Consider the following 21,353-nt stretch of genomic DNA (forward strand, 5'->3'; position numbering starts at 1 on the left):
TTCAGAGAAACGTCTCAACGGCTTCTCGCATTTTTTTGACATGCAGCCCGTAGACCACCTGAACGTTGTTACCTTGTTTGATAATCCCTTTTGCGCCCGTCGCACTGAGTCGCGGTTCATCAATGATGTCGATATCCTTTACCGTGACGCGCAGGCGGGTATAGCAGTTATCCACCACTTCAATATTTTCACGTCCCCCGAGGCCCGCCACGATGGATTCGCCAAGCCCGTCGTTGTTGCCCTTCGCCTGATACTCCTGTTTGCTGTACAGACGTGTCTCCTCATCGGCCTCCTCGCGACCTGGCGTTTTCATGTTGAAATGCAGGATCAGGAAGCGGAACACGACAAAGTAGAGCGCGAACATGATCAATCCGACCACGATGTACATCGGCCAGTTGGATTTCTCCGTGCCCAGCGGCAGGTTGTAGAGAATGAAATCGATGATGCCGTTAGCGCCAATGGCGTGAACGCCAAGCAGGGAAAACAGCATCATGCCGATGCCAGTGAGCACCGCATGGACCACAAACAGCAGCGGCGCGACGAACAGGAAAGAAAATTCGATGGGCTCGGTGACGCCGACCAGCAAGGAGGTGAGCGCTGCCGGGATCAGAATGGCTTTTGCTGCGGCCTTGCGCTCGGGTTTGGCGGTCATGTACATCGCCAGCGCCGCCGCAGGCAGACCGAACATTTTGCTGATACCCCGGGCATCCCATACCACGGTGCTGCTCAGCTGTTTCACCTCCGGACAGGCCATCTCAGCGAAATAGATATTCCGCGCGCCTTGATACAGCGTGCCGCAGACCTCCTGAGTGCCACCCAGCTCGGTATACAGGAATGGGGTGTAGACCAGATGATGCAGCCCGGTAGGCACCAGAATGCGCTCGAGGAAACCGTAAATCATAACGCCAAGCGCACCGGAGCCTTTAATCGCCAGCGCCATCGCGCTGATACCGTGCTGCGCATAGGGCCAAAGCTCGCTCATTACCACTCCGAGGAGCATCGACACTGGCAACATGATAATGGCGACAAAACAGTGGCCGGAATAGATAGCCATCGCCCCGTTAAACTGTACGCCGGAATATTTGTTGTACAGGTAACCGGAGAGCGCTCCGGTCAGGATCCCGGCGAACACGCCCATTTCCAGCACCTGTACGCCTAACACCATGCTTTGTCCGGTGGCTTTCATCTGGTCCGCCGGAGCGAGCTCGCCCTGAAGCTGAAGGGTGACGTTCATGGCATTGATAAACACCACAAAGGTCAACAGACCAATCAGCGCCGCGTAGCCTTTATCGCGTGCTGCCAGCCCGACAGGGATCCCGACGGCGAACACCAGCGCCAGATTGACCAGTACCGAAACGGCAGATTTTGCGATCAGCTGACCGAGGTTTTGAATCAGCGGATGACCGAGAAAGGGCAGATATTCGGCAAGGCTGCCGTTACCCAGCACGTTTCCAAAAGCAATAAAAAGACCGACTATCGGTAAGATAAGCACCGGTCCGTATAATGATTTTCCGAAGTTTTGTAGGGCATTCACGGCTCGTTTCATGACGTTCTCTCTTATTGAACCGCGCACTCAGAGTGCGTTTCAGGCTTAAAGCTAGCAGGCTTCCGGTCACTACATCCATATATCTTATTGTTTTAAAAACAAATGACGCTGAAGGTAACATGTAACCTTTGGCGTTGTGATCGGGGTATCAGCAGGGAATCGCGGGGGGACGTGACGGCAGGGAGGCTATCGGAAATGCAGCCCTATCAGAATTTATAGGCTGTTGGTAAAACCGGGGATTAAGCATAATACTGTGTTGACGAAAATTTGAGGCTTTCTGGGCCAGGGGTTAAAGGATGAAACCGTATCGTTTGGCAGCGCTATCACTCGCGCTGATTACCGCATTTTCGCTAAGTGGCTGTGATAACAACGACAAAACACAGACCGTGAAGCCCGCGTCTTCAGCCGCTGAGACGCCATCGAAACTGACGCCTGTTGCTCCGAGCGCGGCAACGCTGGATAAACTGGCTGCGCAGAATAAAGGCAAAGCGCTGACCCTGATTGATGCGTCCGAAGTGCAGCTTGATGGTGCGGCGACGCTGGTCCTCACGTTTTCTATTCCGCTTAATCCTGCTCAGGATTTTTCCAGCCGCATACACCTTGTTGATAAGAAAAGCGGCAAAGTGGACGGGGCCTGGGAACTGGCACCTAATTTGAAAGAATTGCGCATGCGCCATCTGGAGCCCAAGCGCAATCTGGTATTAACCGTCGATCCGGACGTGGAGGCGGTGAATAAAACCACCTTCGATAAAACCTACGAACAGAACATCGCCACCCGTGATATCGCGCCAAGCGTTGGCTTTGCCAGCCGCGGTTCGCTGCTGCCGGGTAAAGTCGTGGCCGGGCTGCCGGTGATGGCGCTGAACGTCAATAACGTCGACGTGAATTTCTTCCGCATTAAACCTGAATCGCTGGCGTCATTTATCAGCCAGTGGGAATACCGCAGTTCGCTCAGCAACTGGGAATCTGATGAGTTGCTGAAAATGGCCGATCTGGTTTATACCGGGCGCTTTGATCTCAATCCTGAGCGTAATACTCGGGAAAAATTGCTGCTGCCGTTAAGCGATATCAAACCGCTCCAGCAGGCGGGCGTCTATATCGCGGTGATGAATCAGGCCGGTCATTACACTTACAGCAATGCCGCGACGCTGTTCACCCTGAGCGATATTGGGGTCTCCGCGCACCGTTATCATAATCGTCTGGATGTGTTTACCCAGAGCCTTGAAAATGGCGCGGCGCAAAGTGGCATCGACGTTCAATTGCTCAATGATAAAGGCCAGACTCTGGCCCAGGCCAACAGCGATTCGAAAGGTCATGTTTCTCTGCAAACGGACAAAGATGCGGCCCTGTTGCTGGCGCGTAAAGACGGCCAGACCACGCTGCTTGATCTCAAGCTTCCGGCGCTGGACCTGTCAGAATTTGATATTGCAGGCACGCCGGGTTACAGCAAACAGTTCTTTATGTTCGGCCCGCGCGACCTTTATCGTCCGGGTGAAACGGTGATTGTGAATGGCCTGCTGCGCGACAGCGACGGCAAGCCACTGCCCGATCAGCCGGTAAAACTTGAAGTGGTTCAGCCTGACGGTCAGGTGGTGCGTACCGTCATGAGCAAGGCCGTTAACGGTCTGTACCAATTTAGTTGGGCGCTGGATGCCGGGGCGGCCACCGGAATGTGGCACGTTCGCGCCAGCGCGGGTGACAAGCAAAATCGTGAGTGGGATTTCCACGTCGAAGATTTCATGCCAGAGCGCCTGGCCCTCAACCTGACGCCGGATAAAGCCCCGCGGGCACCCGAAGAGGACGTCAGTTTTGCGGTGACCGGTTATTACCTGTATGGCGCGCCGGCGAATGGCAACGCCCTGCAGGGCAAGATGTTCCTGCGTCCCTTGCGAGACGCCGTAGCCGCGCTACCGGGCTTTGAGTTCGGTGATATCGCCGAAGAGAATCTCTCGCGCACGCTGGACGAAGTACAGCTCAAACTCGACGCCCAAGGTCACGGTGAGGTGAAAGTCGACAGCCAGTGGCAGGAAACCCATTCTCCGCTGCAGGTGATCCTTCAGGCGAGTCTGTTGGAATCCGGCGGCCGTCCGGTCACGCGTCGCGCCGAGCAGGCTATCTGGCCTGCGGAAACGCTGCCGGGGATCCGCCCTGAATTTGCCAGCAAAGAGGTCTACGACTATCGCACCGACACCACCGCCAATCAGCCGATGGTGGATGAAAACAGCACTGCCGGGTTCGATATCGTATATGCCAATGCGAAGGGCGAGAAAAAAGCGGTCTCGGGGCTGAAGGTCCGCCTGATCCGCGAGCGTCGGGACTACTACTGGAACTGGTCTGACAGCGATGGCTGGCAGTCACAGTTCGATCAAAAGGATCTGGTTGAAGGCGAACAAACGCTGGATCTTAACGCCAATGAAACTGGCAAAGTCAGCTTCCCGGTGGAGTGGGGTTCATACCGTCTGGACGTCAAAGCGCCGGATGACACCGTGAGCAGCGTGCGTTTCTGGGCCGGTTACAGCTGGCAGGATAATAGCGACGGAGCCGGGGCCGCACGCCCGGACCGCGTCACCATGAAGCTCGACAAACCGGCCTATAAGCCGGGCGACACCATCAAGCTGCACATCTCCGCCCCGGCGGCGGGTAAAGGCTACGCGATGGTGGAATCCAGCGAAGGCCCGCTGTGGTGGCAGGAAATCGATGTGCCAGCGCAAGGGATGGACCTGTCGATTCCGGTTGATAAAACCTGGAACCGCCACGATTTGTATCTCAGCACGCTGGTGATTCGCCCTGGCGATAAATCAAAATCAGCAACGCCAAAACGAGCCGTGGGCCTGCTGCATTTACCGCTCGGGGATGAAAACCGCCGTCTGAACATTGCGCTGGATACCCCGCAGAAAATGCGTCCGAACCAGCCGCTGACGGTGAAAATCAAAGCCAGCACCAAAGAAGGGGCGTTACCGAAGCAGGTCAACGTGCTGGTCTCCGCGGTTGATAGCGGCGTGCTGAATATCACCGACTACACCACACCGGATCCGTGGCATGCCTTCTTTGGGCAGAAACGCTACGGCGCTGATATCTACGACATCTACGGCCAGGTCATTGAAGGCCAGGGTCGTCTTGCCAGCCTGCGTTTTGGTGGTGACGGCGACGAACTCAAACGCGGCGGTAAGCCACCGGTGAATCACGTCACCATTGTTGCTCAACAGGCGCAACCGGTCACGCTGGACGAAAACGGTGAAGGTACCGTGACGCTGCCCATTGGCGATTTCAACGGTGAACTGCGCGTGATGGCGCTGGCCTGGACGGCAGATGATTTCGGCAGCAGCGACAGCAAAGTCGTGGTGGCCGCGCCAGTTATTGTCGAACTGAATACGCCACGCTTCCTGGCGAGCGGCGACAGCAGCCGTCTGACGCTGGATCTCACCAACCTGACTGACCAGCCGCAAACGTTAAATATAAATCTTTCTGCTACGGGTTTGCTGGGGCTCCAGGGTACACAGCCAGAGCCAACCCAACTTCCGCCGGGCGCGCGGGTAACGCTGTTTATTCCGGTGAGCGCGCAGAATGGCTTTGGAGAAGGTTCTGTGCAGGCGACAGTCAGCGGCTTGACGCTACCGGGCGAAACGTTCACGCCTCTGCAAAAAGAGTGGAAAATCGGCGTACGTCCGGCGTTCCCGGCGCAAACCGTCAACGCGGGCGTGGCGCTGCAGCCAGGTGAAAGCTGGACGGTCCCGGCTTCACAGCTTGAAGGATTTGTCCCGGAAACGCTGCAAAGCCAGCTGTTGTTCAGTGGCAAACCGCCGCTGAACCTGGCACGATACATTCGTGAACTGAAAGCGTACCCGTACGGCTGTCTGGAACAAACCGCCAGCGGCCTGTTCCCGCAGCTCTACACCAATGCGGCGCAGTTAAAAACGTTGGGCATTGTAGGCGACACCGACGAGAAGCGCCGCGCGGCGGTGGATTTGGGGATCGCGCGTCTGCTGCAAATGCAGCGCGACGACGGTGGTTTCGCCTTGTGGGACAAAGAAGGCTCGGAAGAATACTGGCTGACGGCTTATGTGATGGACTTCCTGACTCGCGCCAGCGAACAGGGCTACAGCGTTCCAGCGGATGCGATGACGCGCGGGAATAATCGCCTGCTGCGTTATTTGCAGGAGCCAGGGTTGATGACCATTCGCTATACCAATGACAGCCAGGCGAGCCGTTTTGCGGTGCAGTCATACGCCGCGCTGGTGTTGGCTCGTCAGCAGAAAGCTCCGTTGGGTGCGCTGCGTGAAATCTGGGAGCGTCATCTTCAGGCGAAAGCGGGTCTGCCGCTGATGCAGCTGGGTCTGGCGCTGAAAGCGATGGGTGATGCCCCGCGCGGTGATGCAGCGATTCAGTTGGCTCAGAACACGCCGCGGCAGGAAAACAACGGCTGGATGGCGGATTACGGCAGCCAGCTGCGCGATAACGCGCTGATGCTGAGCCTGCTGGAAGAGAATAAGCTGCTGCCAGATGTGCAAAACACGCTGCTGAACACCCTGTCACAACAGGCGTTCGGTGAGCGCTGGTTGTCGACGCAGGAGATGAATGCGCTGTTCCTGGCCGCAAAAGGTTTACAGGATTTGCCGGGTACCTGGCAGGCGCAGACCTCGCTTCAGGCTGAACCGCTTAGCGCGGATAAATCTCTCTCCCGAAATCTGACCACCGATCAGCTGGCTTCACTGAACGTGAAAAACACCGGAACGCAACCCCTGTGGCTGCGTCTGGACAGCAGTGGTTACCCGGAATATGCGCCTAAGCCTGCCAGCAACGTGCTGCATATTAAGCGCCAGTTCCTGGGGGCAGACGGACAGCTGAAGTCGCTTTCTTCGCTGCGCAGCGGGGATTTAGTGCTGGTGCATTTAGAGGTCGAAGCGAGCCAGAATGTGCCGGATGCGCTGGTGGTTGACCTTCTCCCGGCGGGGCTTGAGCTGGAAAACCAGAATCTGGCCAACAGCAGCGCCAGCCTTCAGGACAACGGAGCCGAGGTGCAGAATCTGCTTAATCAAATGCAGCAGGCCGATATTCAGCACATCGAATTCCGCGATGATCGCTTTGTTGCGGCGGTCGCGGTGAGCCAGGGTCAACCCGTTACGCTGGTGTATCTGGCGCGTGCGGTGACGCCGGGCACCTATGATGTTCCCGTGCCGCAAGTGGAATCGATGTACGTTCCACAATGGCGCGCCACCGGGGAGACCGACGGACCGCTGATCGTCACGCCATAAGATGACATTCTCCCGTCTCAAAAAATCCCGCTGGCTTTGGCTGGCGGTTTTTTTCATTTTTGTCGGACTGGCGGCCTGTTTGGCCGACCGTCTCTGGCCACTTCCCCTCAATGAGGTCACTCCCGCACGCGTCGTCGTGGCGGAGGATGGCACGCCGCTGTGGCGCTTTGCCGATGCCGACGGGATCTGGCGTTATCCGGTCACCATTGAAGAGGTTTCTCCGCGCTATTTACAGGCGCTGATCCAGTACGAAGACCGCTGGTTCTGGGATCATCCGGGGGTGAATCCGCTGTCAGTGCTGCGTGCGGCATGGCAGGATCTGCGCGCCGGACGGGTGATCTCCGGCGGCAGCACGCTCACGATGCAGGTGGCTCGTCTGCTCGATCCGCATCCTCGTACCTTCGGGGGCAAAATCCGTCAGCTGTGGCGCGCTTTCCAGCTGGAGTGGCATCTCGATAAACGTCAGATCCTGACGCTGTATCTCAACCGCGCACCGTTCGGCGGCACGTTGCAGGGGATTGGCGCGGCGAGCTGGGCCTATCTGGGTAAACCGCCTCAGCAGCTCAGCTATTCCGAAGCCGCACTGCTGGCGGTGCTGCCACAGGCGCCCAGCCGCTTACGGCCCGATCGCTGGCCGGAACGGGCTCAGGCCGCACGCGATAAGGTACTCGAGCGCATGCTGACGCAGGGCGTGTGGTCGCAGCAGGTGGTCAAAGAAGCCCGACAGGAACCCGTCTGGTTGTTCCCACGACAGATGCCGCAGTTGGCTCCGCTATTTTCCCGCCGGGTGCTGGCAAAAAGCCGCAGTGAAAAAGTCGTCACTACGCTGGACGTTGCCCTGCAGCGTCAGCTGGAAGAGCTGGCCCTTAACTGGAAGTCGCGTCTGCCGCCGCGCAGCTCGCTGGCGATGATCGTCGTCGATCATACCAACATGAAAGTACGCGGTTGGGTCGGCTCGGCGGACATCAGCGACGACAGCCGTTTTGGCCATGTGGATATGGTGAGCGCGGTGCGATCGCCGGGATCGGTGCTGAAGCCGTTTATCTATGGTCTGGCGATGGACAGCGGGCTTATTCATCCCGCTTCTTTGTTACAGGACGTTCCACGACGTTTCAGCGATTATCGTCCGGGTAACTTTGACAGCGGTTTCCACGGTCCGGTTAGCATGAGCGATGCGCTGGTGCGCTCACTGAATCTCCCGGCGGTGCAGGTGCTGGAAGCCTATGGGCCGAAACAGTTCGCAGCACGTCTGCGCAATGCCGGATTACCGCTCATTTTGCCCGGCGGTGCAGAGCCGAATTTATCGCTGATCCTCGGTGGTGCGGGGGCGCGACTGGCGGACATCACTGCCGCTTACAGCGCGTTTGCTCGCCACGGGCAAGCCGGACGATTGCGCATGCTGCCCGGCGATCCGCTGATCGAGCGCCCGCTGTTGTCTCCGGGATCGGCGTGGATTATTCGTCGCATCCTGGCAGGTGAAGATCAGCCCCTGCCGGATGGCTCTCTGCCTGCGGTGGTCCCGCTGGCGTGGAAAACGGGCACCAGCTATGGCTATCGCGATGCCTGGGCTGTCGGGATTAATGCGCGTTATGTGATTGGCATCTGGACCGGGCGCCCGGACGGCACGCCGGTTGTCGGTCAATTTGGTTTTATCAGCGCTATTCCGCTGTTGAATCAGGTCAGTAATATGCTTTTAGCCCGCACCTCGTCGGCCAAAAAGGGTCTGCCTGTTGACCCACGCCCAGACTCCGTTAGTGCGGGTAACATCTGCTGGCCAGGCGGGCAGGCGCTGGTGGCGGGTGACAGCAACTGCCGCCGTCGGCTGTCGACCTGGCTGCTGGATAACAGCCAGCCGCCGACGCTGCTGCTGCCAGGCCAGGACGGCCTGCGCGGTATTCGCTTCCCGGTGTGGCTGAATGCCCAGGGGCAGCGCGTGGCACCAGATTGTCCTGACGCAAAACAGACGACGCTCGACGTCTGGCCGTTACCGCTGGAGCCGTGGTTGCCGCCAGGTGAACGGCGAGCGGCACGTTTGCCGGCCGCATCGAAAAGCTGTCCGCCGCTGCATCAGCAGGATTTGATTCCGTTGACGTTATCGGGCGTGCGCGACGGGGCTATCATCAAACGTCTGCCGGGCGAAAAGCAGGCGGCAGTCGCGTTACAAACCAACGGCGGGGAAGGGCGACGCTGGTGGTTTATCAACGGTGAGCCGACGGATAACACGGGATCGAATATTACGCTGTCTCTGGATAAAACCGGTGAATACCAACTGGTCGTTATGGACGAGGCTGGACAGGTTGCGGCCGCAACCTTTACCCTGCAATAAATGCATTTTCAGTGGGTTACGGATACGTGTTGCTAACATTCGTCTTATTTTAACAAAATGTTACCTTCATCCGTATGCAGGGGCATTTTTGCTCATTATAATGCGCGCCAGGTATTCGCCCGAATGCACAACAACAGAACAGAAAACAGAGGTTATCATGACTATTGAACGTACTTTTTCCATCATCAAGCCTAACGCGGTGGCAAAAAACGTTATTGGCAACATCTTTGCGCGCTTTGAAGCTGCAGGGTTCAAAATTGTCGGTACCAAAATGCTGCACCTGACCGTTGAGCAGGCTCGTGGCTTCTACGCAGAACACGACGGTAAACCTTTCTTCGACGGCCTGGTTGAGTTCATGACCTCCGGTCCAATCGTGGTTTCCGTGCTGGAAAGCGAAAACGCAGTACAGCGTCACCGTGACCTGATGGGCGCAACCAACCCGGCGAACGCACTGGCCGGCACCCTGCGCGCAGACTACGCTGACAGCTTCACCGAAAACGGCACCCACGGTTCTGATTCCGTTGAGTCCGCACAGCGTGAAATCGCGTACTTCTTCGCAGAAGGCGAAGTCTGCGCCCGCACACGTTAATAACCGTCGCCTTTCGAACCGCAGATGCGTTGGCTACGCTCACTCACCCCAGTCACATAGTTAATCTATGCTCCTGGGGACTTGTGAACTTGCCGCCTTCCTGCGATTCGAAATTCTTGGTTATTAATAAGCGCGTTTACATTTTATTTCGCTGATGCTGCGTGCAAACGTGGCATCCGTGCGCCAAAATTTGTACAATGCAACGCCCCCGGAAGAGCAGATTGCTCGCCGGGGCGTTTCTTTTTCAACCCTCCAGGGGCCATAACGTGTAATAACGAGGCCGGAATACACTATGTCTGAACAAATTGTCACACCTGAAAACGTCGATCTGACGGTTCCCAATAAAGATGCCAAAATCAACCTGCTGGATTTAAACCGTCAGCAGATGCGTGAGTTTTTCAATAACTTAGGTGAAAAACCTTTCCGCGCCGATCAGGTGATGAAGTGGTTGTATCACTATTGCTGCGATGACTTTGATGAGATGACCGACATCAATAAAGTCCTGCGCAATAAGCTGAAAGAAGTCGCTGAAATTCGTGCCCCGGAAGTGGTGGAAGAGCAGCGTTCTTCAGACGGTACAATCAAATGGGCTATCGCCGTGGGCGATCAGCGCGTTGAAACGGTGTATATCCCGGAAGACGACCGCGCCACGCTGTGCGTATCTTCTCAGGTTGGGTGTGCGCTGGAATGCAAATTCTGTTCGACCGCGCAGCAGGGCTTTAACCGTAACCTGCGCGTATCCGAAATTATCGGCCAGGTCTGGCGCGCTGCGAAAATTATCGGCGCGCAGAAAAAAACTGGCGTGCGTCCGATTACCAACGTGGTGATGATGGGCATGGGTGAGCCGCTGCTCAACCTGAATAACGTCGTTCCGGCGATGGAAATCATGCTCGATGACTTCGGTTTCGGCCTTTCCAAACGTCGCGTTACGCTCTCCACGTCTGGCGTAGTGCCTGCGCTTGAGAAGCTCGGCGACATGATTGACGTTGCGCTGGCGATTTCCCTGCACGCACCCAACGATGAAATTCGTGACGAAATTGTACCGATTAACAAGAAGTACAATATCGAAACGTTCCTCGGTGCCGTGCGCCGCTATCTGGCAAAATCCAACGCGAACCAGGGTCGTGTGACCATCGAGTATGTGATGCTCGACCACGTCAACGACGAAACGGATCACGCGCATCAGTTGGCAGAATTGCTGAAAGATACGCCGTGTAAGATTAACCTGATTCCATGGAACCCGTTCCCGGGTGCGCCATATGGCCGCAGCTCCAATAGCCGAATCGATCGTTTCTCAAAAGTTCTGATGGGCTATGGTTTCACGACTATCGTGCGTAAAACCCGCGGGGATGACATTGATGCCGCCTGCGGACAGCTGGCCGGTGATGTTATCGACCGTACCAAACGTACAATGCGTAAACGCATGCAAGGTGAACCGATTGCGGTGAAAGCAGTCTGATAGCCTGTACTCCGCGCACATTTTTCTGCGCGGAGTCTAAAATGTTTAAGGAATAAACGAAACGCACTGATCCGGTTAAGAATTACTGTGCGTTTCAGCCTGGATTGAGGCAGTATGTAGCGGGGCAACAACAGGTTAGCCGAACGTTCAAAGGGTTAGCCTAACGTATTAATACTGTCTGTCGGATGACGGGCATGAGATGTTTCGCGGTGCGGTGTTTTCCGCCACCAGAACCTTAAATTTACGTAGCAGCAGCTGTAGCGAATGAATACTGAAGCCACTCAAGATCCACAAGCAGCACAAAGCACGGGGACGCGCCTGCGTAACGCCCGTGAACAACTCGGACTCAGCCAGCAAGCCGTCGCTGAACGCTTATGCCTGAAGGTTTCCACGGTTCGCGATATTGAAGACGACAAGGCGCCTGCCTCACTCGCTTCAACATTCCTGCGTGGCTACATCCGTTCCTATGCTCGTCTTGTTCACATTCCTGAAGAAGAACTTTTGCCTATTCTTGCGAAAGAGGTGCCTGTTCGCGTTGCGAAAATGGCGCCAATGCAGAACATGTCTTTAGGTAAACGCCGTAAGAAACGCGACGGTTGGCTGATGAGCTTCACCTGGCTGGTTCTGTTTGTCGTTATCGGCCTGACCGGTGCATGGTGGTGGCAAAACCACAAAGCGCAGCAGGAAGAGATTTCGACGATGGCGGATCAGTCCAGCGCTGAACTGAACGCTAACGACAGCAGCAACAGTCAGAATGTCCCGCTGGATACCAGCGGTACACAGAGTCAGGCACCTGACGCGACGGCAGACAATTCGCAACTCGCACCTGCCGCTGATGCCAATGCGCCAGCTGCAACGGCACAGACTGCGCCAGCGCAAACTGCGCCTGACGCGCAGAACAACGCCGTGGTTTCGCCATCTCAGGCAAACGTGGATAACACCGCGACGGCCGCCAACCCTGCAACGCCGGCTGCACCACTGCCGACCGACCAGGCTGCGGTGACGCCAACGGCAAGCCCGAATGCGCTGGTGATGAACTTCAACGCCGACTGCTGGCTGGAAGTGACCGACTCTACCGGTAAAAAACTGTTCAGCGGATTACAGCGCAAAGACGGTACGCTCAATTTAGAAGGCCAGGCACCGTATAAGCTTAAAATCGGCGCGCCGGCGGCAGTACAAATTCAGTTCCAGGGTAAACCTGTCGACCTGAGCCGCTTTATCAGAACAAACCAGGTTGCACGTCTGACCCTGAATGCCGAACAATCACCGGCTCAGGCTCAGTAACAGACGCGCCACGCGGGAGATTTTTCATGCATAACCAGGCTCCAATTCAACGTAGAAAATCAACACGTATTTACGTTGGGAACGTGCCTGTTGGCGATGGGGCTCCCATCGCCGTACAGTCCATGACCAACACGCGCACCACCGATGTGGAAGCTACGGTCAACCAGATTAAAGCCCTTGAGCGCGTCGGCGCGGACATCGTCCGCGTGTCGGTGCCGACCATGGATGCGGCCGAAGCCTTCAAGCTTATCAAGCAGCAGGTCAATGTGCCGCTGGTGGCCGATATTCACTTTGATTACCGAATCGCGCTGAAAGTAGCCGAATACGGTGTCGACTGTCTGCGTATCAATCCCGGCAACATCGGCAGCGAAGAGCGTATTCGCATGGTTGTTGACTGCGCACGCGATAAAAACATTCCTATCCGCATCGGCGTCAATGCCGGGTCGTTGGAAAAAGATCTGCAAGAAAAATACGGCGAGCCGACGCCGCAGGCGTTGCTTGAATCCGCCATGCGTCACGTCGATCACCTCGATCGTCTGAACTTCGATCAGTTCAAAGTCAGCGTAAAAGCCTCCGATGTGTTCCTCGCCGTAGAGTCTTATCGTCTGCTGGCGAAGCAAATCGATCAGCCTCTGCATCTCGGGATCACCGAAGCGGGCGGCGCACGTGCCGGTGCCGTTAAATCGGCCGTTGGCCTTGGGTTGCTGCTCTCTGAAGGGATCGGCGACACGCTGCGTATTTCGCTGGCAGCGGATCCGCTTGAAGAGATCAAAGTCGGTTTCGATATTCTTAAATCGCTGCGCATCCGCGCTCGCGGGATCAACTTCATTGCCTGCCCGACCTGTTCACGTCAGGAATTTGATGTGATCGGCACCGTGAACGCGCTGGAACAGCGTCTGGAAGACATCATTACCCCGATGGACGTTTCGATCATCGGCTGCGTGGTGAACGGTCCGGGTGAAGCGCTGGTGTCTACCCTCGGTGTCACCGGCGGGAATAAGAAAAGCGGCCTGTACGAAGACGGCGTGCGTAAAGACCGTCTCGACAACGACGATATGATTAGCCAGCTCGAAGCGCGTATTCGCGCCAAGGCCAGCATTCTCGACGAAGCGCGTCGCATCGACGTGCAGCAAGTCGAAGCAAAATAACGTATTGGGAAGCAGCACGCTTCCCGTGTATGATTGAACCCGCAGGCGCTCCGGGCGTCAGGGTTCATTTTTGTATCTATAAAGAGAAAAAACGTGGCAAAAAACATTCAAGCCATTCGCGGCATGAACGATTACCTGCCGGGCGAAACCGCTCTCTGGCAGCGCATTGAAGGCACTCTGAAACAGGTGCTCGGCAGCTACGGTTACAGCGAAATTCGTTTGCCGATTGTAGAGCAGACCCCGTTATTCAAACGCGCGATCGGCGAAGTGACCGACGTCGTTGAAAAAGAAATGTATACCTTTGAGGACCGCAACGGCGATAGCCTGACGCTGCGTCCAGAAGGGACTGCGGGCTGCGTACGCGCCGGCATCGAGCATGGTCTTCTGTACAATCAGGAACAGCGTCTGTGGTACATCGGCCCGATGTTCCGCCATGAGCGTCCGCAGAAAGGGCGCTATCGTCAGTTCCATCAGCTGGGTTGTGAAGTGTTTGGCCTGCAAGGCCCAGACATTGACGCCGAGCTGATTCTGCTTACCGCGCGCTGGTGGCGTGCGCTGGGCATTTCTGAACACGTTCGTCTTGAGCTGAACTCTATCGGGTCGTTAGAAGCGCGCGCGAATTACCGCGAAGCGTTGGTCGCCTATCTGGAGCAGTTCAAAGATAAGCTCGACGAAGACTGCAAACGTCGCATGTACACCAACCCACTGCGCGTTCTGGATTCCAAGAATCCTGACGTTCAGGCGCTGCTCGATAACGCGCCTGCGCTGGGTGACTATCTCGACGAAGACTCTCGTGAACACTTTGCCGGTCTGTGTGCGCTTCTGGACGAAGCGGGCATTGCCTACACCGTAAACCAGCGTCTGGTTCGCGGTCTCGACTACTACAACCGCACTGTTTTCGAATGGGTGACCAGTAGCCTGGGCTCTCAGGGCACCGTCTGCGCGGGTGGCCGTTACGACGGTTTAGTCGAGCAGCTCGGCGGTCGCGCTACGCCGTCCGTTGGCTTCGCGATGGGTCTCGAGCGTTTAGTTTTACTGGTTCAGGCAGTCAATCCGGAATTTAAAGCCGATCCCGTTGTCGATATATACCTGGTGGCTTCAGGCACCGGTACTCAGTCCGCCGCATTGCGTCTGGCTGAAGCGCTGCGTGATGAACTGCCGGCCATCAAACTGATGACCAACCACGGTGGCGGTAACTTCAAGAAGCAGTTTGCTCGTGCCGATAAGTGGGGCGCTCGCGTCGCACTGGTGCTCGGTGAATCTGAAGTCGCTGAACGCAATGTGGTGGTAAAAGATTTGCGCTCTGGTGAGCAGACGACTGTAACGCAGGACAGCGTTGCCGCGCATTTGCGCACACTGCTGGGCTAATTGCCCGGGACTATTATTCAGGAGAAGAACTGCGTGGAAGTCTACAGTAACGATAACGAACAGGTCGACGCACTTAAAAATTTCTTTGCTGAGAACGGCAAAGCGCTGGCAGTGGGTGTTGTGCTGGGGATTGGAGCGCTGGTTGGCTGGCGTTATTGGTCTTCGCATCAGGAAAACAATTCCCGCGAGACCTCACAGGCCTATGCAAGCGCCGTGAGCACCCTGAAAGCGGGTAAACCTGACACCTACGCTGCGGCGGAAAATATCGCAGCGAATCAAAAAAATGCTTACGGTGCGTTTGCCGCACTGGAACTGGCGCAGCAATTTGTTGATGCGAACCAGCTCGATAAAGCAGAAAAACAACTGCAACTGGGTCTGGCAGCCGCGCCTGATGATAACCTGAAATCGGTTATCAACATGCGTCTGGCCCGCATCCAGCTGCAAATGAAACAGCCTGATGCAGCACTGAAAACCCTTGAAGGTATTAAAGGGGAAGGCTGGACAGCAATCGTCGCGGACTTACGCGGTGAAATCCTGTTAAGCAAAGGCGATAAGCAGGGGGCTCGTGCCGCCTGGGAAGCTGGCGTGAAAAGTGATGCTTCACCGGCGCTCAGCGAAATGATGCGCATGAAAATGAATAATTTGTCCATCTGAGAGGGACCCGATGCAATTGCGTAAATTACTTTTGCCAGGACTGCTGTCTGTTACGTTATTGAGCGGTTGTTCACTGTTTAACAGCGAAGAAGACGTTGTGAAAATGTCCCCGCTGCCAACGGTTGAAAATCAGTTTACCCCGACGACCTCCTGGAGTGAGTCCGTAGGTAGCGGTATTGGCGATTTCTACTCTAACCTGCACCCGGCGTATGCCGACAGCGTAGTGTACGCGGCAGATCGTAAAGGCACCGTGAAAGCACTGCATGCGGAAAGCGGGAAAGAAGTGTGGTCTGTGAACCTGGCTGAGAAAGACGGCTGGTTCTCCCACTTACCGGCGCTGCTGTCTGGCGGCCTGACGGTAAATGGCGGCCACGTGTATGTCGGCTCCGAGAAAGCACAGGTTTATGCTCTGAATACCAGCGATGGTACCGTGGCATGGCAAACCCGCGTTGCCGGTGAAGCGCTGTCCCGTCCGGTTGTGAGCGACGGCGTTGTGCTTATCCACACCAGCAACGGTCAGTTGCAGGCATTGAACGAAACCGACGGTGCAATCAAATGGACCGTTAACCTCGACATGCCAGCGCTTTCTCTGCGTGGCGAATCCGCTCCGGCGACTGCCTTTGGCGCAGCGATTGTGGGGGGCGATAACGGCCGCGTCAACGCCGTGTTGATGCAGCAGGGCCAGTTGATTTGGCAGCAGCGTATTTCTCAGGCCACTGGCCCGACCGAAATCGATCGTCTGAGTGACGTGGATACGACGCCAGTCATCGTGGATGGTGTTGTTTACGCGCTCGCGTACAATGGCAACCTGACCGCGCTGGATCTGCGCAGTGGCCAGATCATGTGGAAACGTGAACTGGGCTCGGTGAATGACTTCGTTGTCGACGGCAACCGTATTTATCTGGTCGATCAGGACGACCGTCTGCTGGCGCTCAGCACCGATGGTGGTGTGACGCTGTGGACGCAGAGCGATCTGTTACACCGTCTGCTGACGTCTCCAGTGCTGTATAATGGCAGCCTGGTCGTCGCAGACAGTGAAGGTTACATGCACTGGATTAACCCGCAGGACGGCCGCTTCGTTGCTCAGCAAGAAGTGGACAGCTCAGGATTCCTGACCGATCCTGTGGTAGCCGATGGGCAACTGCTGATCCAGGCGAAAGACGGAACGCTGTACTCCATTACACGTTAAGTCTTTTCGCAGTATGCATTGCAAACGGCCCCTGTTTTAGCAGGGGCCGTTTTACTGTTTTTAGAATTTATGAGGCATTTATCATGGTACCTGTGGTCGCGCTTGTCGGGCGCCCTAACGTTGGAAAATCCACGCTGTTTAACCGTCTGACGCGCACGCGAGATGCGCTGGTCGCGGATTTCCCGGGTCTGACTCGTGACCGTAAGTACGGTCGTGCTGAAGTGGAAGGCCGCGAGTTTATCTGTATCGATACCGGTGGTATCGATGGCACGGAAGAAGGCGTAGAAACGCGCATGGCGGAACAGTCGCTGCTGGCGATTGAAGAAGCGGATGTCGTGTTGTTTATGGTTGATGCGCGTGCCGGGCTGATGCCTGCGGACGAAGGTATCGCCAAACACCTGCGTTCACGCGAAAAGGCGACGTTCCTCGTTGCTAACAAAACGGATGGCATCGACCCGGATCAGGCCGTTGCGGATTTCTGGTCCCTGGGCCTCGGTGAAATCCACGCGATTGCTGCGTCTCACGGCCGTGGCGTCACCAGCCTGATTGAACACGCGCTGCTGCCATTTATGGACGAAGTTGCGCCGGTTGAAGAAGTCGACGAAGACGCGCTGTACTGGGCTCAGTTCGAAGCAGAACAGAATGGCGTACCGATTGAAGAGCCGGAAGATGATTTCGACCCGCGCAGCCTGCCAATTAAACTCGCTATCGTTGGTCGTCCGAACGTCGGTAAGTCAACGCTAACTAACCGTATTCTCGGTGAAGACCGCGTCGTGGTTTACGACATGCCGGGCACCACGCGTGACAGCATCTACATCCCGATGGAACGCGATGAGCGTGAATATATCCTCATCGATACCGCTGGGGTACGTAAGCGCGGCAAAATCACCGATACCGTAGAAAAGTTCTCGGTTATCAAAACGCTGCAGGCGATTGAAGACGCCAACGTGGTGATGCTGGTCATCGATGCCCGCGAAGGCATTTCCGATCAAGACCTCTCGCTGCTCGGCTTCATCCTCAATAGTGGGCGCTCACTGGTTATCGTGGTCAACAAATGGGATGGCCTGAGCAACGAAGTGAGAGAGCAGGTTAAAGAAACCCTCGACTTCCGTCTGGGCTTTATTGATTTCGCCCGCGTGCACTTCATTTCTGCTCTGCACGGTAGCGGCGTAGGCAACCTGTTCGAGTCCGTGCGCGAAGCTTACGACAGCTCCACGCATCGTCAGAGCACCGCGATGCTGACCCGCATCATGAACATGGCTGCGGAAGATCACCAGCCGCCGCTGGTTCGTGGTCGTCGCGTGAAGCTGAAATATGCGCACGCTGGCGGTTATAACCCGCCGATTGTGGTTATCCACGGTAACCAGGTGAAAGACCTGCCTGATTCCTACAAGCGCTACCTGATGAACTACTTCCGTAAATCACTGGAAGTCATGGGGACGCCAATCCGTATTCAGTTCAAGGAAGGGGAAAACCCGTTCGCGAACAAGCGTAATACCCTGACGCCGAACCAGATGCGTAAGCGTAAGCGTCTGATCAAGCACATTAAAAAAGGTAAGTAAGCGCCAACGTTTTTCTGGCGCGGTACCGATACTAACCCGCCTGATGGCGGGTTTTTTTGTTTCTGAGGTTTATGATGCAAATAGGTTTCATTGGTCTTGGCGCGGTTATCGAGACCGCGTATCTACCCGCGCTTAAGCGCCTCAATGTGCCACTGACGAACTGCTACGGTTTTGATATCGACGCGTCCAGAGCACCGACCAACATCACCCGCTGCGATTCACTCGAGGCGCTATTGGCGACACAGCCTGAGGTGGTGTTCATCACCACTGGGTCGCTGGGGCATTTGCCGGTGCTGGAGCAGGTGCTGAAATCGGCGGTGCCGCGCATCGTGGTGGAAAAGCCGGTTGCCGCCACGCTGGAGCAGCTCGACCAGCTTCAGGTTCTGTTGGCGATGCCGGAAAACGTGAACCGCGTACTCGCGTTGGATCACTGGATGGCACGCGACGGCGTGGCGCAGCTGCTTCGCGGAGAGCCGGAAAGCGACTGGCTGCCGGAAGTGGATTACCCGGCAATGACGGCCCCCATCTCAACCCTGGCGGATATCGTCAAAATTGAAGGGTATTTGCTAGAGCCGAGCGGGTATAACGATAAAGGTGAGCCGGTTGCGTTGAATTTCGCCACCGGGGAACCGGACACTCGCACGCTTCGTCATCCCGATGGCGTGATTGTGGATATCGGCACGCACGTGCTGGCGATGATGCACGAAACGCTGGCCGCCATCGGAGCCAACGATCGGCTGAGCCTTACACTGTGCGAAGCCAAAGACCGTTTGGGTAATGCCATTGAGAAGGGCGATACCACCACCGCCGAAGGTTGCGCACATTTGCAGGGCGAGCTGTGCGGTATTCCGCTGGAGATGTGGCTGAACAAATATGCGGGGCCAGTCGGTGGGCAAAAAGGCGTTCGCCTGCATTTGCGAAACGGAACCATTCTGAGTCAGGACCGACGCGGTTCCGGTGAAGTGCTGGAAGTGTGTCAGGGCGAAAACGTGCAGCGCTGGAAAATGGAAGGCCCGGTGTACGACCGCTGCCTGGCGCGGCATATCCTCGGGGCTGAAAGCGTATTTGCCCGCGCGCCTGAACAGGTCAGCCAACTGACCCAGCGCCGCATTGCAGAAGTGACGGCGCTACTGAAATTACAACAGCAACTGCGCGGCCCGCATTAAGGCGTGTGGTAAAATAGCCTGAAGATTTCCGTATGACGAAGGAGTCAACGATGGAACTGAAATGCCCGGTTTGTGAGAACCCGCTGGAGCAGCAGGGTGATAGCGCGCGTTGTTCGCAGTGCGAGCAGGATTACGCCTTACAGGCGCTGTGCCCGGAATGCCATAAGCCACTGGAAGTGCTGAAAGCCTGTGGTGCGGTGGATTATTTTTGCCAGAACGGCCATAGTTTGATTTCGAAAAAACGCGTGGAGTTCGTGGTTGCGCAGTAAAACCGAGAAAATGCCCGGTGGCGCTCCGCTTACCGGGCCTACGATTTGGCTTTGCGCGCCCGCGTTTTCTTCACCGGCGTGATTTTAGTGACTTCACTTTCCACCACCCCATCTTCCAGACGCGTCGTCAGCGTGTCTCCGGCATTTAGCTGTTTGGTTTTTTTGACCAGCTTGCCGTCGGCGGCTGTCGTCACGCTGTAGCCGCGTGCCAGCGTCGACAACGGGCTAACAGCCTCAAGATGCGTTACCGCATTACCAAACCGTTCCCGCGTTGTACTGAGCTGCGCACGAAGCATCTGCGCCAGACGATACTCCAGTTGTTGAATACGTGTTTGCGCGCGGTAAATGCGCGGCTGCGGATTTTGTTGATTCAGACGCTGAATCACCCGCTGCTGACGCTGAGTGGTTTTTTTCAGCTGATTATCTAACGCAAAGTTCATGCGCTGGCGCAGTCTGTCGAGCACCGTTTGCTGACGCGCGAGGCGCAGCTGCGGATGTTGCTGTTGCAGGCGATGCTGGAGCTGACTGAAACGACGATTACGGTTGGCGATGAAGTAATCCATCGCCATTTCCAGCCGCTGTTGGGCCGACTGCACTTGGCGCAGCAGTTCCAACTGATTGCGGCTGACCATTTCGGCAGCCGCAGACGGCGTCGGGGCGCGTAAATCAGCCACGAAATCGGCGATGGTGACATCGGTTTCATGTCCGACGGCGCTGACCACCGGAATGCGGCTGGCAAAAATTGCCCGCGCCACGCGTTCGTCGTTGAAACTCCACAAATCTTCCAGCGAACCCCCGCCGCGCCCGACAATCAGCACGTCACACTCTTCACGCTGGTTCGCCAGTTCAATGGCGCGAACAATCTGGCCCGGCGCATCGTCACCCTGAACCGAAGTGGGATAAATCACCACCGGCAGTGACGGATCGCGGCGTTTGAGGACATGAAGGATGTCGTGCAATGCAGCACCGCTTTTCGAGGTAATCACCCCGACGCAGTGCGCAGGCGTTGGCAAAGGCTGCTTGAACTGCTGATCGAACAGGCCTTCCGCGGACAACAGCGCTTTGAGCTGCTCGTACTTTTGCTGCAAAAGCCCTTCGCCCGCAGGCTGCATGCTTTCGACGATAATCTGGTAGTCACCGCGCGGCTCATACAGCGTGATGTTCGCGCGAACTAAAACCTGCTGGCCGTGCTGTGGACGAAACGTGACGCGGCGATTGCTGTTGCGGAACATCGCACAGCGCACCTGGGCGTTGTCGTCTTTGAGGGTAAAATACCAGTGCCCGGAAGAGGGCTGAGAAAAGTTGGAGATTTCGCCGCTGATCCACACCTGGCCCATTTCTCGTTCCAGCAGCAGACGAACCGACTGATTCAGGCGGCTAACGGTAAAAATTGCGGGGGATTGAGAAGGCAACATGTGAGCGAGATCAAATTCTAAATCAGCAGGTTATTCAGTCGATAGTAACTTGCTCAGGTGCGATCGCAAGCATTTTTTGCAAAAAAGTGTAGATGCAACCGATTACGCTCTGTATAATGCCACGGC

General features: G+C 56.3%; 14 protein-coding genes. 12 read left to right on the top strand and 2 right to left on the bottom strand.

Going from position 1 to position 21,353, the window contains the following annotated elements; translation table 11 throughout:
- Position 1 precedes the first annotated feature (1 nt).
- Positions 2 to 1,546 carry a PTS transporter subunit EIIC gene (locus tag A8O29_RS06190; RefSeq protein WP_125354188.1) on the bottom strand — a complete coding sequence of 515 codons (1,545 nt, stop codon included), beginning with the start codon at positions 1,544 to 1,546 and terminating at the stop codon, positions 2 to 4.
- A 296-nt stretch (positions 1,547 to 1,842) separates the two neighbouring features.
- Between A8O29_RS06190 and A8O29_RS06195 the strand changes: the two genes are divergently transcribed.
- The 12 genes from A8O29_RS06195 (at position 1,843) to A8O29_RS06250 (ending at position 19,812) form a co-directional block, all read left to right on the top strand.
- Entirely contained in the window at positions 1,843 to 6,798 is a 4,956-nt protein-coding gene (locus A8O29_RS06195; RefSeq protein ID WP_174081268.1) for an alpha-2-macroglobulin family protein, read from the top strand.
- Position 6,799: 1 nt separating this feature from the next.
- The gene (pbpC, locus tag A8O29_RS06200) at positions 6,800 to 9,124 is read left to right on the top strand and encodes a peptidoglycan glycosyltransferase PbpC (protein ID WP_125354189.1); all 2,325 of its coding nucleotides are present in this window, start codon (positions 6,800 to 6,802) and stop codon (positions 9,122 to 9,124) included.
- Between the two features lie 157 nt (positions 9,125 to 9,281).
- Positions 9,282 to 9,713 (top strand): nucleoside-diphosphate kinase, encoded by a 432-nt coding sequence (gene ndk / locus A8O29_RS06205; protein WP_125354190.1) that lies wholly within the window; start codon positions 9,282 to 9,284, stop codon positions 9,711 to 9,713.
- A gap of 292 nt (positions 9,714 to 10,005) precedes the next feature.
- Positions 10,006 to 11,172 (top strand): dual-specificity RNA methyltransferase RlmN, encoded by a 1,167-nt coding sequence (rlmN, locus tag A8O29_RS06210; RefSeq protein WP_110508935.1) that lies wholly within the window; start codon positions 10,006 to 10,008, stop codon positions 11,170 to 11,172.
- A gap of 264 nt (positions 11,173 to 11,436) precedes the next feature.
- Positions 11,437 to 12,456, top strand: coding sequence for a cytoskeleton protein RodZ (rodZ, locus tag A8O29_RS06215; RefSeq protein WP_125354191.1), 1,020 nt, complete (start codon positions 11,437 to 11,439; stop codon positions 12,454 to 12,456).
- A 26-nt stretch (positions 12,457 to 12,482) separates the two neighbouring features.
- Positions 12,483 to 13,604, top strand: coding sequence for a flavodoxin-dependent (E)-4-hydroxy-3-methylbut-2-enyl-diphosphate synthase (gene ispG, locus A8O29_RS06220; RefSeq protein ID WP_110508939.1), 1,122 nt, complete (start codon positions 12,483 to 12,485; stop codon positions 13,602 to 13,604).
- 93 nt (positions 13,605 to 13,697) lie between these two features.
- Entirely contained in the window at positions 13,698 to 14,972 is a 1,275-nt protein-coding gene (gene hisS, locus A8O29_RS06225; protein ID WP_125354192.1) for a histidine--tRNA ligase, read from the top strand.
- A gap of 33 nt (positions 14,973 to 15,005) precedes the next feature.
- The gene (locus A8O29_RS06230) at positions 15,006 to 15,626 is read left to right on the top strand and encodes a YfgM family protein (protein WP_125354193.1); all 621 of its coding nucleotides are present in this window, start codon (positions 15,006 to 15,008) and stop codon (positions 15,624 to 15,626) included.
- Positions 15,627 to 15,636: 10 nt separating this feature from the next.
- Positions 15,637 to 16,815, top strand: a complete 1,179-nt coding sequence (bamB, locus tag A8O29_RS06235) for an outer membrane protein assembly factor BamB (protein WP_125354194.1) — start codon at positions 15,637 to 15,639, stop codon at positions 16,813 to 16,815.
- Positions 16,816 to 16,898: 83 nt separating this feature from the next.
- Positions 16,899 to 18,377 carry a ribosome biogenesis GTPase Der gene (gene der / locus A8O29_RS06240; protein ID WP_110508947.1) on the top strand — a complete coding sequence of 493 codons (1,479 nt, stop codon included), beginning with the start codon at positions 16,899 to 16,901 and terminating at the stop codon, positions 18,375 to 18,377.
- A 74-nt stretch (positions 18,378 to 18,451) separates the two neighbouring features.
- On the top strand, positions 18,452 to 19,543 hold the full coding sequence (locus tag A8O29_RS06245; RefSeq protein ID WP_125354236.1) for a Gfo/Idh/MocA family oxidoreductase: 1,092 nt from the start codon (positions 18,452 to 18,454) through the stop codon (positions 19,541 to 19,543).
- Between the two features lie 50 nt (positions 19,544 to 19,593).
- Positions 19,594 to 19,812, top strand: a complete 219-nt coding sequence (locus tag A8O29_RS06250; protein WP_125354195.1) for a zinc ribbon domain-containing protein — start codon at positions 19,594 to 19,596, stop codon at positions 19,810 to 19,812.
- A gap of 38 nt (positions 19,813 to 19,850) precedes the next feature.
- Here A8O29_RS06250 and xseA read toward each other — a convergent pair whose 3' ends face one another.
- Positions 19,851 to 21,227 carry an exodeoxyribonuclease VII large subunit gene (xseA, locus tag A8O29_RS06255; protein ID WP_125354196.1) on the bottom strand — a complete coding sequence of 459 codons (1,377 nt, stop codon included), beginning with the start codon at positions 21,225 to 21,227 and terminating at the stop codon, positions 19,851 to 19,853.
- Positions 21,228 to 21,353: the final 126 nt, after the last annotated feature.

It is taken from the genome of Scandinavium goeteborgense, from assembly GCF_003935895.2.
In the GTDB taxonomy this organism is placed as follows: domain Bacteria; phylum Pseudomonadota; class Gammaproteobacteria; order Enterobacterales; family Enterobacteriaceae; genus Scandinavium; species Scandinavium goeteborgense.